General features: G+C 46.3%; 11 protein-coding genes. 1 reads left to right on the top strand and 10 read right to left on the bottom strand.

What is annotated here, in order from left to right; translation table 11 throughout:
* Position 1: 1 nt before the first annotated feature.
* The 5 genes from GO755_RS29885 to GO755_RS29865 all read right to left on the bottom strand — a co-directional run bounded on the left by GO755_RS29885 (position 2) and on the right by GO755_RS29865 (position 5,751).
* Positions 2–334, bottom strand: coding sequence for a hypothetical protein (locus tag GO755_RS29885; RefSeq protein ID WP_157589106.1), 333 nt, complete (start codon positions 332–334; stop codon positions 2–4).
* 394 nt (positions 335–728) lie between these two features.
* A complete protein-coding gene (locus tag GO755_RS29880; protein WP_157589105.1) occupies positions 729–1,466 on the bottom strand; it encodes a LytR/AlgR family response regulator transcription factor in 738 nt (245 codons plus the stop codon).
* On the bottom strand, positions 1,463–4,585 hold the full coding sequence (locus GO755_RS29875) for a sensor histidine kinase (RefSeq protein WP_157589104.1): 3,123 nt from the start codon (positions 4,583–4,585) through the stop codon (positions 1,463–1,465). Before GO755_RS29875 ends, GO755_RS29880 begins: the two co-directional genes overlap by 4 nt.
* Positions 4,586–4,727: 142 nt before the next feature.
* Complete coding sequence (locus GO755_RS29870; RefSeq protein ID WP_157589103.1) at positions 4,728–5,132, bottom strand: hypothetical protein; 405 nt, start codon at positions 5,130–5,132, stop codon at positions 4,728–4,730.
* Positions 5,133–5,214: 82 nt separating this feature from the next.
* Positions 5,215–5,751, bottom strand: coding sequence for an NUDIX hydrolase (locus GO755_RS29865; RefSeq protein WP_157589102.1), 537 nt, complete (start codon positions 5,749–5,751; stop codon positions 5,215–5,217).
* A gap of 64 nt (positions 5,752–5,815) precedes the next feature.
* On the opposite strand from GO755_RS29865, the gene GO755_RS29860 reads away from it, so the two are divergent.
* A complete protein-coding gene (locus GO755_RS29860) occupies positions 5,816–6,721 on the top strand; it encodes a DUF2911 domain-containing protein (RefSeq protein WP_157589101.1) in 906 nt (301 codons plus the stop codon).
* Positions 6,722–6,846: 125 nt separating this feature from the next.
* On the opposite strand, the gene GO755_RS29855 is transcribed toward GO755_RS29860, so the two are convergent.
* The 5 genes from GO755_RS29855 to GO755_RS29840 all read right to left on the bottom strand — a co-directional run bounded on the left by GO755_RS29855 (position 6,847) and on the right by GO755_RS29840 (position 12,169).
* On the bottom strand, positions 6,847–7,398 hold the full coding sequence (locus GO755_RS29855) for a hypothetical protein (RefSeq protein WP_157589100.1): 552 nt from the start codon (positions 7,396–7,398) through the stop codon (positions 6,847–6,849).
* A 116-nt stretch (positions 7,399–7,514) separates the two neighbouring features.
* The gene (locus GO755_RS29850; protein ID WP_157589099.1) at positions 7,515–9,197 is read right to left on the bottom strand and encodes a sodium:solute symporter; all 1,683 of its coding nucleotides are present in this window, start codon (positions 9,195–9,197) and stop codon (positions 7,515–7,517) included.
* Positions 9,194–9,319, bottom strand: a complete 126-nt coding sequence (locus tag GO755_RS41910) for a hypothetical protein (protein ID WP_262887033.1) — start codon at positions 9,317–9,319, stop codon at positions 9,194–9,196. Before GO755_RS41910 ends, GO755_RS29850 begins: the two co-directional genes overlap by 4 nt.
* A gap of 155 nt (positions 9,320–9,474) precedes the next feature.
* Entirely contained in the window at positions 9,475–10,686 is a 1,212-nt protein-coding gene (locus tag GO755_RS29845) for a hypothetical protein (RefSeq protein ID WP_157589098.1), read from the bottom strand.
* Positions 10,687–10,789: 103 nt separating this feature from the next.
* The gene (locus GO755_RS29840) at positions 10,790–12,169 is read right to left on the bottom strand and encodes a tyrosine-type recombinase/integrase (RefSeq protein ID WP_157589097.1); all 1,380 of its coding nucleotides are present in this window, start codon (positions 12,167–12,169) and stop codon (positions 10,790–10,792) included.
* Between the last annotated feature and the right edge of the window lie 2 nt (positions 12,170–12,171).

Below are 12,171 nucleotides of genomic sequence, written 5' to 3'. Positions count from 1 at the left end.
CTCAGACGTCAAGTTCATTGATGATTCGTTCAACCGTATTTTTGATTCGATATATATCAACCACTATATCGGCATCTACGCCCGTCGTTGTAATTTTTTTTGGCCCCCGTCCCGTAAGCACATATCGCTCAGAAAGAGTTGGCAGAGCCTGACATAGTGCAGCCAGTACAGCGGTTGAAATAGAGGTTTTACCTGCTTTATGTGCGTAGAAATAGCGACTGTCCACGTTTATTAGTTTGGCGGCTGAGTGTAGTGTTTCGCCCTGTGCTTCAATCGCTTCGACCAACCATTGGCCGTTAATCTTCTCTCTTTTGAACGTCCCTTTATTGATCATCGCACTGTGTCATTCGCAATAACCTACACTCACTTCAATTCTACCTGACAACATTCCGCATAAGCGATCATTACAAAAAAGCAGTCTCTCAATATGGAGGCTGCTTTCCTTAACAATTAACTATTACTTAAATCCAGTAGCATTCAGACTTCGCTAGTTTCTTTCGACGAGTCCGTTTTATTGGTATTGCGTGTCGAATTAAATTTCAGAGACTAAATGAGTAATAAAAGGTGCAAGGATTATTCATTATCACTTATGAGCGATTTGATCACTCTCCCCTTTCTCATGGCATAAACTACCGTTCAGGGGAGCGTAAATCCTACTCAGAATGAGTATTGAGCCTAGTTGAGTGAGCAACTAACCATTTATAAGTGGTATCGGTAAAGCGATAAGTTTACCGGAACATTTTCAGAAGTTCATCTTTCCGGCTACGGGACACATGTACGGTTGAGTTATCACTCATGACCACATACCCCCCTTCGCCCCGAACGTAGCGGATTATTTCGTTTAGATTAATCAGGTGAGACTGATGAACGCGCAGAAACGAGCTCTCCTCCAATAGTTCTTCGATCTCTTTCAACGTCCGGGATACAAGTAACGATTGGCGCGATTTTAGGAAAACATGCGTGTAATTGTTATCGGCTTCGCATCGGATAATCGTATCGATCAGCACCAGTTCAAAACCCTGTAGGCTTGGTAGCGCAATTTTCTGCAAGGCAGGTTTATGTCCCAGCTTTTGTAGCAAAAGCTCAATTTGCTGAGCCATGTGTGGTTCCGGTTGCGGATTAACTTTAGCAACGGCTTTTAGCAGGTCATCCTTATCAATGGGTTTCAGCAGGTAATCCAGCGCACTGAATCGAATGGCTTTTATAGCGTAGGTATCATAGCCCGTTGTGAAGATAATATCGAAGGGAATACTGGAGAGTTGTTCCAGCATTTCAAAGCCATTCATAAGCGGCATTTCGACATCCAGAAAGAGCAAGTCGGGTGCATGTTCTGCAATCGCCTTTAGCCCTTCAGATGCCGACCGGCACTCCGCCAGTATGTTTACCTGTGAACAATACTTAGCCAGTTGCATAGACAACGTTTCCCGGCAATGGGCTTCGTCGTCAATAATAATTGCTTTTATCATATTGGAATTCGTACCGTTACACTGGTTCCGGCAGGTTCACCATCGGGATCAACCAGATCCTGAATGTGTACAGTCGGCTGCCTGCCATCTAACAACTGACTAAGTTTGAGTCGGTTCGAGGTAATTTGCATGCCCAGCGATTTAGTCCGTGTCGCAGATTTACTCTTCAATTCGGCAGACTTTTTCCGCCCAATACCATTATCCTCAATCGTGCAGATCAGGGCACCTTTCTCTACCTGCCAATCAATCGTTATGCGTCCCCCACCCTCTTTGTGCATGAGCCCATGCCAAATGGCATTTTCTACATACGGTTGAATAATCATAGGCGGCAATTCGGTATAGGCAGGCTCAACCTCTTCCCCAACATGAATCGAAAATGTAAACTGATCATCAAACCGAAGCGATTCCAGAGTAAGATAAAGCTGAAGTGATTCCAGCTCGCTTTCCAGCGTGACTACGGGCATGCTCGAATGGTGCAGAATCAACCGAATCAACTTCGAGAACTTTGCCAGATAATCCGACGCTTTCTCCGATTCATTTTTCATAATGAATCGGTTAATTGAATTAAGGCTGTTAAAAATGAAGTGCGGGTTCATCTGCGCCCTGAGCGCCTGCATTTCCATAGCCGCTAACTGTTTGTTGAAGGCCGTTTTCTGCGATTCCTGCCGCTTAACCTGCCGAATTCGGTACTGTAGTCCCATATAAATAATACCCGAAATGAGTACTAGCAAAAGTCCTCTAAACCACCAGGTTTGCCAGAAAGGCGACTGAATAATGATACGGAGTTGTGTTCCTTTTTCATTCCAGACGCCATCGTTATTGGAGGCTTTGACCCGAAATACATACTCCCCCGACTCCAGATTAGTATAGCTCACAAAACGCCGGTTGCCACAATAAACCCAACCTTTATCGACACTTGTCAATTGGTAGGCATACTGATTCTTTTCGGGCATAATAAAATTAAGAGCCACAAAGTCGAACGAAAGATCATTCTCCTGGTAGGGAAGTTCGAGTGTTTCGGTAGGTAGCTGTTCGGCATCATTCTGAATCTGAACACGCGTAATTCGTACGGGAGGAATCAGGGGATTGTCATGAATTTTTGACGGATCGAAGATATTAAAGCCATTGGGACCACCAAAAACCAACTGGCCATTCACTCCAGTTGCACAGGCGTCAAAAAACTCATTAGCCTGTAAGCCATCACTTTCGTCGTAATTACGGTAAGTTTTGGTTTTGGGGTTGAAGCGACAAATACCCTGATTGGTCGAAAGCCATAGGTTTTCATCCTTATCCTCCACGATACCAACAATATGATTATTTGGAAGGCCATCATTGGTGGTAAAGGTCGAAAATGAATCTGTCCGGGCATCATACCGATTTAAACCGCCCTGATTCGTGCCTACCCACAACTGGCCTCGATGATCTTCATACAAGCTACGAATATCTTTATCAGTTAAGTAGCCAGACGCATGCTGGTAATGAGGCTGGTAATGCATGAATTGACCCGTCGATGGCTGAAGTCGACTAAGTCCTTTTCGTGTAGAGGCTGCCCATACGGTTCCATCGCGGGTTGGCAATGCAACCACCAGCGACTCATCGCCGAGGCTATTTGGATTTTTTGGGTCATGGTGATAATACGTAAACTGCTGGGTTTTCGGATCAAAACAGGCGAGTCCCCGGCCCGCCAACCATAGTTTACCCGTTGCATCCTCCCGAATACACCGCACCCGAATCTGACATCGGTATTGGGCAAATGAGCCCGTTTTCCGATCCAGTCGATGCAGGTAAAGACCAGCACTAACCCATAGTTGCCTGGCCCGGTCCTCATAGATCGCCGTTACTCCATCATTAAATACATGACTAGACGAGGCTGGCTCAAGAAAATAACGTTGATAGCGACCCGTCTGGCGATGAAACGAATATAACTCACCCAGATCATTACTGAACCAGATGACGCCCGAATGATCCTGGCATATGGTTCGAATGCTGTTTTCCGGCAATCGAACAATGGTGTTGTTGGCAACCAGTTGAAATGTACGGAATTTTTTAGGCTGCGCTACGTGCTTATCCAGTCCGTTGTCGGTACCGACCCATAAGATTCCTTCCCGATCGAAGTAGAGCGAAAGAATCGTATTACTGCTGAGGCCACCTGCTTGTGTAGGATTAGCCAGCACACGGGCCAGCTGGCCTGTAGCTGCATTTACATGAATCAATCCATCGAGACCGGAAAGAGTGCCCCAAAGATTTCCTGCTTTATCCATCTGGAGAGCACCAAACGGATAGAATCGATTGATTTCCCGCCCTTTAGGCTGATAGTCATAAATTTTCTGTAGTTCGCCTGCAGCGGTTAATCGGTAAAATTGTCCCGACACTGTACCAATCCACACGGCACCAGATGGATCAGGAAAAACGAGTGAAACGCCAGTTGTTGTATCTGCCTGATTCTGACTTAGCCTGAACCGACTATAAGCGCCTGTCTGACGGTTCAATTGGTATAGGCCATCTCCGGCGCCTACCCATAATCGCCCCTGTCGATCTTCCTGAACCGTGTAAACATCGGGTTTTTCCTGATTAGGCGAGGGGAATAATGTAAATTTCCGAGTCTCAGGATCGAATCGGTTTAGCCCTTCCCGAGAGGCAATCCAGAGGATACCCTGCTTATCTTCGATAATCGAAAGCATCGCATTTCGCAGCGAAATTCGAACAGGATCAATCCGATAAGCGGTGGTTTTTCCCGTCTGTCGATCAAACAAATGAAGCCCACCACCCAGGGTCGTTACCCACATGCGACCTTTTCGGTCCCGACAAATTCCTGATATCCAGTTGTGTCCTAAGGTGTTGGCAGGATCGGCGGGGTCCGGTTTGTAGACTGTGAACGCATAGCCATCATATTTATTCAGCCCATCTTTGGTCCCAAGCCATAAAAAGCCGTCGGTATCCTGCCAGATGCAAAGTATAGAATTATGAGAAAGCCCGTTCTTCGCCGACAACCGATCGACTTGCAATTCTCCAGAACGAACCTGCCCCCAGCTCCTGACCGACAAAATGATCACGAACATGAGTCCGCAGTATTTCAAAAACACGCGAACAGAATGATGGAGCTTTTGGCGAAAAAGCATGGAGATTAGCGAAAGAAGGATGCACTAATTTTTGTACTAAAATAGGCATATTCCGGTCATCTACTTTAGCCTCCTTTATAACAAAAGCAGCGAGACTACCCTTCGGACTGGTAGCTCGCTGCATTTATGCCCAAACGGGCAATTATTGACCAATGGTTGTACTGTCGTTTTTCCGTCGTTTTGACACGTAGTACTCGTTTGCACCATAGGTTGGCTGGGGTTCACTGATCCGCTGAATTTTATAGTTTCGATCGGCCAGATTAGTCGATGGTGTATGTCCTACGGTTATTCCACCAATCGGTTGGGCCACGGGTACCTGGTGTTTGTAATTGGCCAGTTGAGCGTCGGCGGGTGTAGTTGTTTTAACCGCCACACCCGTTTTACTCTCCCATCGGCGAGCTGCAGTAGCCATGCCTGGATGTTTGTAATTACTGGTCGAGTACATAGGGTTATTCAGCGGTTTACGCTGACCATCATCTTGGGAAAAGGCTTGCTCCGACACGGCCAAAAGACCAATGCCGATGAGCAAAAAGGGTATTGATTTCATGACATTTCTATGGTTTTGTTGTACGACAAAGTTAGTACTCTGCCTGACTATAAAACAACAAAAATGCCTACTACACTTTTAGTTAAGATATATTTTTTCGAATTAACCGCAAAATTGACTCCGAATCAGTTATAGTTTTCGCTTTTTCTAGTGAAAACCATTGAATATTCTTAATTTCATCAGATAACCCAAAAGGTTCATTCAGGTCTGCTTCCAGTAAAAATCGGATATCATAATGCAGATGTTCGGGAACTTCGTTCCGGGCTGGAATTTGATGCACATCAACATCGAAAACAGCTGGCTTAAGCAATCTTAACGAGGTCAGTCCTGTTTCTTCCTGCGCTTCACGAAGGGCAACGGCTGCCACATCTGGATCACCATCGGCATGACCACCCGGCTGAAGCCAACGATCGAGTTTACGATGATGAATCAGGAGCGTTTGCGTACGGTCGGGGCTAACAATCCAGGCTGACCCAGTCACATGGCCAATGAGCAACGACCGTTCAAAACAGTCAGGATATTGCTCCACAAACGCAATAGTTGCCTGACTCATAGTTTGTTCATTTGGGTCGGCGGGGCTGTGCTGATAAAGCAGTTGAAGCAAAGGTTGGCGATGCATGAATTGGGTTTCTGACTAAAAAGCCGCAATTTGGTGCTGTTTTTTCAATAGTCTATAGAGAATCATGCACAAACTTTCGCTCACAGCAGCTACCATTTGTTTAGCGGCTCAGCTAACCACCGCCCAAATTAAATTGCCTTCGCCTAGCCCAGGTGCCTCGGTTATGCAGACCATTGGCACAACCGACCTAACCGTAACGTACTCGCGCCCAAGCCTGAAAGGGCGTCAACCCTTCACCGATTCATATGTTCCCCTCGGAAAAGTTTGGCGGACGGGTGCCAATTCAGCCACCAACTTTACCACGACAACTGACCTAATGGTCAACGGAAAAACACTCCCTGCCGGAACGTATGCGATTTTATCGATCCCGGAAGATGGTAACGCTATACTGATTTTCAGCAAAAACAAGACCGTTAGCGAAGCTGAATACAAACAGGCAGAAGATGCACTACGTGTGAATCTTACACCTTCTGAAAACAGTGAAAAGGTAGAAACCTTTACCATTAGCTTCAGTGACCTGACAGACAGTACGGCAAAAATGAATTTCATGTGGGCCAATGTAAAAGCAAGCGCCGATCTGAAAGTAGATGTAAATGCTAATGCGGCCGCTAACGTAGACAAAGCTGTAGCCGAAAAACCCGACGATGCCGCCGTTTTACAGGCAGCCGCCAGCTACAACCTCTCAAAAGGGCGTAACCTGGATCAGTCATTAGGCTGGATCGACAAGTCGATTGCCAAGGGCGAAAACTACCGCAATCTGTATGTGAAGTCGCAGATTCTGGCGAAAATGGGTAAGTACTCTGATGCGCTGCCACTAGCTCAGAAAGCGCTCACGATGGGTCAGTCTTCGAACGATGGAGCCTTCCCATTTTTCAAGGATGGTATCGAGAAAAGTATTGCAGATTATACAGCCAAACTACCCGCTGCTATGCCTGCGATGAAAGCAGGGAAAGGCAAGAAGAAGGCGTAAGCATTTCTAAGCGTACGTCTTACATATCTGCAAAAAACAGCCAACCGCAACAAGTGATACCAGTATCACTTGTTGCGGTTGGCTGTTTTTGAAAAGAGATCTTAGCTTTACCTTCTTCTCCCACGTTATTGTCTCGATTTGATTAAATAACTAATACCTATCTGAGGCTGTCTGGATGCTTCTCCAAACAGATTGTAGCCGAGATCCAAATGACTATACTGAAAGTTATAACTAAGATCCAGGCGTAAACCTGCCAGTAAGCCAATACTTAAACCAGGTGTAAATGACACCAATTGCTCTGTGTTGGTGCCTCGTCGACCAAGTTGATAAGATAGCTCTGCATAAGGTGATATTCGACCTGAAATAAACTGATAACGTACCAGTGGGCCTAGCGAGACTAGATTCCTATTAATAACATACTCGGATAACTCCCTTGTATAAGAACCAGCTAGACCAATCAATAATCGATTGGCTACATAGTAGCCTGCCGTTAGTTGAGCTGTATTCCTGTTACCCAAAATGGGACTAGACCCGTAGCCGTCTTTCAGGCCAATCTGCCAACTCCCTTTACTAAATGTCGTTTTAGTATTGGCCAAAACTGGTTTCTGAGCGAAAACGGTCTGTGTTATTACGCACGAGAATATTCCAATTAAACAGAGATAGAAGAAGCGTTTCATCAGGAAAGAGTAGTTGTTTTTTCCCTAACGGAGTGCCGGTGTATTCGGTATTCAATCGACCGAATACTCAACTTATTTCTGACACGACAAGAACTGCTTCGGTGGACCTGCTGATTTTAGCGATACACCGTTTTCTGCAACACCCAGGCAATACCTACTACCAGCAGACAACCGATGGCATTCAGCCAGAGGAAAGCCGTCAGATCAAGATACCAACTCACAATTACGAGTACTTCACCAAGGATGGCCGCCAGGAATGTAGCACGCCCTCCGACGGATTTGACGTAGAAAGCCACGACAAATACCCCCAGAATAACCCCATAAAACAGCGAGCCCAGAATATTGACAGCCTCGATCATACTGCCTAACTGATTTGCAAATTGCGCTACTATGATACAGAAAATACCCCAGCCGATGGTGGCCCAACGCGATGCCTGCAAATAATGTCTATCGCTCCCCTCCTTCTTAACCAATCGTTTATATACATCAACGACGGTCGTGGAAGCCAGTGAGTTGTAAGCCGAGGCAATCGACCCCATCGATGCACTGAAGATAACGGCGATGAGTAACCCAATTAGACCGTGAGGCAGATAATCCAGCACAAAGCGCAGAAAAACGTAATTGACATCATTGGTGTCGGCAGCCGGATTGTTTTTCTTGATGAGATCAGCTACGTCTGCTTTTACCGCTTTCATGGCGTCATCGGTTTCGCGAAGAATACTTGCTGCGGCATCTTGTCCGGCTTCATCGTCAGCCTTTAAGGCAACTTGCATGTCCAGTACGGCCCGTTGGCGTTGAGTTGCCAGGTTCTGATGCTTGATTTCTGCGAGTTGATAAGCACTCGCATAGGAGCTCTTTTTCAGCAGTTCCGTTTCCTGTTTGTTGAAAAACGTGGGCGATGGATTAAACTGATAAAATACAAAAACCAGCACACCTACCAGCAGAATCAGAAACTGCATCGGCACTTTCAAGAGACCATTCATCAACAATCCCAATCGGCTCTGACCAATTGTTTCCCCCGTTAAATATCGCCCTACCTGCGACTGATCGGTACCGAAGTATGACAATTGCAGAAAGAATCCGCCAATCAATCCTGACCAAAGGTTATAGCGGCTGTTCGGGTCGAATTTTAAATCAATCAGGTTCATTCGACCGGCCTTACCAGCTACGTGCAGAGCGTCGACAAAGCCAACCCCTTCAGGTAATAATTTAACCGTGAGATAACCAGCCAACCCCATTGCAAAGGTGACAATCGCCATTTGCTGAAGATGAGTATACGATATGGCTTTTGTGCCTCCTGTAACCGTATAAAGGAGTACCATACCGCCCATGAGCAGATTGGTCCAGTAGATATTCCACCCAAGAATGGTGGAAAGAATAATAGCCGGCGCATAAATCGAGAGGCCCGTTGAAAGGCCCCGTTGGAGCAAAAACAGACTGGCTGTCAGCGTTCTAACGCGGATATCAAAGCGATCTTCCAGGAATTCGTAAGCTGTAAAAATTTTCAGCTTATGAAAAATCGGCACGAAGGTCACGGCTAAAACGACCATCGCCAATGGCAATCCAAAATAAAACTGAACGAACCGCATCCCATCGGCAAAGCCTTGTCCGGGTGCCGATAAAAACGTAATGGCACTAGCCTGGGTCGCCATTACTGACAGCCCTACATGATACCAGGGCAACGAATGACCCGCCAGCAGGTAATCGTCCATACTGCGGCTTCCCCGACTCCGTACAATGCCGTATACGATAATGCCGAGTAAGGTTATAGTTAATACGCTCCAATCAAGGATACTCATGATAACCAGCGCATTAACACGTAAAACAGGCCAATTTCAGCAACTAAACTACCAATAACGATAGCATATAGTTGCGGCCACGAACGAACGAATGGGGGTAAATCGGTAGGGGTCTCAGGCATGTAGGAATAGGTTGTCTCACAATAACGGCGAAATTAGCGGAAATTGATGTATCGACTTCGATTATCACACGAATGGTAATCTAAGTGAGTGTCTAAAGCCGTTGAACCGTTTACTATTCCCTAATCAGAAACCGTGCCATGGCATCTAGTGAATCTTACGGTTTACCAATGACCAGGTTGTAGCCCAGGTATCCTAAAATTCGTACCTGACGCCCATCCCATAGACCATTATTTCTATACACCAGGCTATATACGCCTAGGTCGAACGCATGACGGCGACGATCAAACCGGAACGCAAACGACATCGAAGCCCGCTCCAGATTGTCATAATAGAAAGATCGACGCGGCCCCAGATTAATCCGATTATCACTGATGAGCGTTAATAGTGGTGATACCTTTTGCATGATGCCCATTGTCAGAAATAACTGATTAGGAATAGGTATATCAACTGATATTGGTGTTGATGATGACGACATATATTGGTAATAACGTTGTTTTCCCCGATCAGTCAGGCCAAACCCCAGCGTGACGTTTCGCTGGCTGGTACCAATAGCGGTCAATGCCTGATAAGTCAGAGCGCCCCGACTGGCATTGTTTAAGATCAACTTATCCTGATAGGCCACCTGTAAAGCCAGCCTGAACCGATTGCCCAAGGGTACGCTCAGCTTTGTATACAGGTATGAATTATTGGGCAAAAACCCATCAAATGCGTAAAAGTCAGTTAGAGCTAAATACGGAATTGGTGTAACTAAACTAGCTCCTACGCTCCAGTTTCGCGTAATGCCATAATTAAATTCATTCAGCAGCGCTAACGTATTGCGATAATAGAATAGTCCCTTTTCGGGAGCAAAGGCTGTTTGTCCAGTCAACAACCAGGGAGAAAATCGATTTGAAAATACGCGATCATCGGCAGCAATTCCATCGGCTGAGGTTACCCCGCCCCTAATTGTGTCTACTCTGGCGAGTAATTCGGGTTCAAAGTACGTTAGTTGGCCATTTCGTTTTCGGACAGTAATCATAGTATTGTCACGCCGTACATACTCTCCCTGCACCTGAGTTCCGTCCTTGAAAACAAAAACGGTATATAGTGTAGGTGTTTCCCCATAACTCTCTGTCCGTATCACATCGTCAGGGCGTTTCGATGAAATCCGTAGAATCTGATCAGCCTCAACAAAGGTCATATCTCCGTTTCCTTTCCGAATCGAAATGACTGTCGTATCCTGGCGAAGAACCTGGCCCCGCACTACAGAGCCATCGCGCATGATTATGTACGAGTGTTTACGGTGGGTATCTTCTGGAGAAATTTTGAACAGCTGCGCCCGTAAAACGAAAGGGCAAAGCAATAAGAAAAGAAGAACTGTTTTCATAGCCGAAAGGTATAGAATGTCAAACTTTAGGTACTACTTTTTGACAACTTAACTATATAGACCCTTTATTAGTACAAAGTGTCCAAATTTCCTGGGACAATATTTACAGTTCTGTTTTCCCAGTGTTTTCCTCCTTCTTATTGCGTCGATTCTGGTATAACATGCTGACTTTATCGACTGCTTCCTGATCAAATTGATCCTCATAATTGCGCGTCGTTTTAATGTCCGAGTGGCCCAGTGCCTCCTGGCGAGTCTCTAAAGGTACGCCAGCTTTGCGCATCATATCCGCAAAGGAGTGTCTCATGACGTGTGGTGTTAGGTGCTTATCCAGGCCTATACGCAAACCAAGTTGTGTTATCTGGTGACGAGCCCGCCCTTTGGCTTTTCGCAGTTCGATGTGTTTATCCTCAGCCGATAGTTTATCCCAATTCGCTGGCAGATAAGGGAACAAAAAATCCTGAGACTGCTTCAATGAACCGTCCGATTTGATGCGGTATGGAGCCAGCAGATCAATAGCCTCCTGATCCAGCAGAACGCTGAGCGTTCGCTTATTTTTGCCGGTTTGGTACCGCAATCGATGCTCCTGCCCCTCGATCACGTAATCTTTCATTCGCCAGCTAACAGCGTCACTCAACCGGGCTCCATGGGCTAGGTACATCATCATGGCGAGCGAGCGGGCGTGGACGGGATTCGTAACAAAATGCGCTCCTCCTCCCCGGTTTTTTTTATCGGCCCTGGCGGTTGCCAGTTGTTCAATATCATCTTCCCGAAGCCGATCCACTTTTTTTCGCTTGAAGCTGATACTGACGCCCCGCATGGGGAATTTTTCGTAGGATATCAGGCCTGCGTCCGCGGCCAGGAAGAGCACATGACGCAGTTTGGAAAGATGGGTGCTAACTGTGTTTTCGCCGTAGTTATTACTGAGCCAATCCTTTAAATCAAGTATATCTTTTTTAGCAAAATTGCTCAGCAACCAAAAACGCTTATCGACAACCTCATCGGGAATACTGTCAGGAAGTTGATTGGTTTCCCGAAGGTACCACCGCAAGACTTTCAATGTATCCTTATAGCCCCCAGTGGTCTGAATCTTACTCAGATCATCCCCTGCGGCCACAACACGCTGCTGAAGGTGAAGTGAAAAATAGGATAACACGGTATCAGGGAGGCCACCCCGCTCAAGATAATCCCGAACATCGTTCGCGGTATAGGCACTGGCCCGCTTTTCAAAAAATGCAACGGCTTCCCGGGCTTGCTCGTAGGCGACCAGAATGCGTTTATTGAAATTACCATGACTGTGATTCGCTCGCCGAATCCAGTTCTCCTGTTGACTGTTGCCGGCCAGATTAAAATGTTTTTCGGGCACAGCAATATTAAGCGACCAGTTTACGACTAGCCGATCTTTCGTAATTCTAATTCTGACGACGTGCTCCCCCTCCCGATTTGCTTCGGGCTTTAATCGAACAGCCAGCGTAACACGTCCCATGC

Source organism: Spirosoma arboris (assembly GCF_009754945.1).
GTDB lineage: Bacteria > Bacteroidota > Bacteroidia > Cytophagales > Spirosomataceae > Spirosoma > Spirosoma arboris.
The sequence above is the reverse complement of the archived record's forward strand: the minus strand, read 5'-3'. Positions and strand labels throughout refer to the sequence as shown.

Coding starts and splice junctions, on each gene's coding strand:
- GO755_RS29885 (WP_157589106.1), bottom strand. CDS start 334: ATGATCAATAAAGGGACGTTCAAAAGAGAGAAGATTAACGGCCAATGG.
- GO755_RS29880 (WP_157589105.1), bottom strand. CDS start 1,466: ATGATAAAAGCAATTATTATTGACGACGAAGCCCATTGCCGGGAAACG.
- GO755_RS29875 (WP_157589104.1), bottom strand. CDS start 4,585: ATGCTTTTTCGCCAAAAGCTCCATCATTCTGTTCGCGTGTTTTTGAAA.
- GO755_RS29870 (WP_157589103.1), bottom strand. CDS start 5,132: ATGAAATCAATACCCTTTTTGCTCATCGGCATTGGTCTTTTGGCCGTG.
- GO755_RS29865 (WP_157589102.1), bottom strand. CDS start 5,751: ATGCATCGCCAACCTTTGCTTCAACTGCTTTATCAGCACAGCCCCGCC.
- GO755_RS29860 (WP_157589101.1), top strand. CDS start 5,816: ATGCACAAACTTTCGCTCACAGCAGCTACCATTTGTTTAGCGGCTCAG.
- GO755_RS29855 (WP_157589100.1), bottom strand. CDS start 7,398: ATGAAACGCTTCTTCTATCTCTGTTTAATTGGAATATTCTCGTGCGTA.
- GO755_RS29850 (WP_157589099.1), bottom strand. CDS start 9,197: ATGAGTATCCTTGATTGGAGCGTATTAACTATAACCTTACTCGGCATT.
- GO755_RS41910 (WP_262887033.1), bottom strand. CDS start 9,319: ATGCCTGAGACCCCTACCGATTTACCCCCATTCGTTCGTTCGTGGCCG.
- GO755_RS29845 (WP_157589098.1), bottom strand. CDS start 10,686: ATGAAAACAGTTCTTCTTTTCTTATTGCTTTGCCCTTTCGTTTTACGG.
- GO755_RS29840 (WP_157589097.1), bottom strand. CDS start 12,169: ATGGGACGTGTTACGCTGGCTGTTCGATTAAAGCCCGAAGCAAATCGG.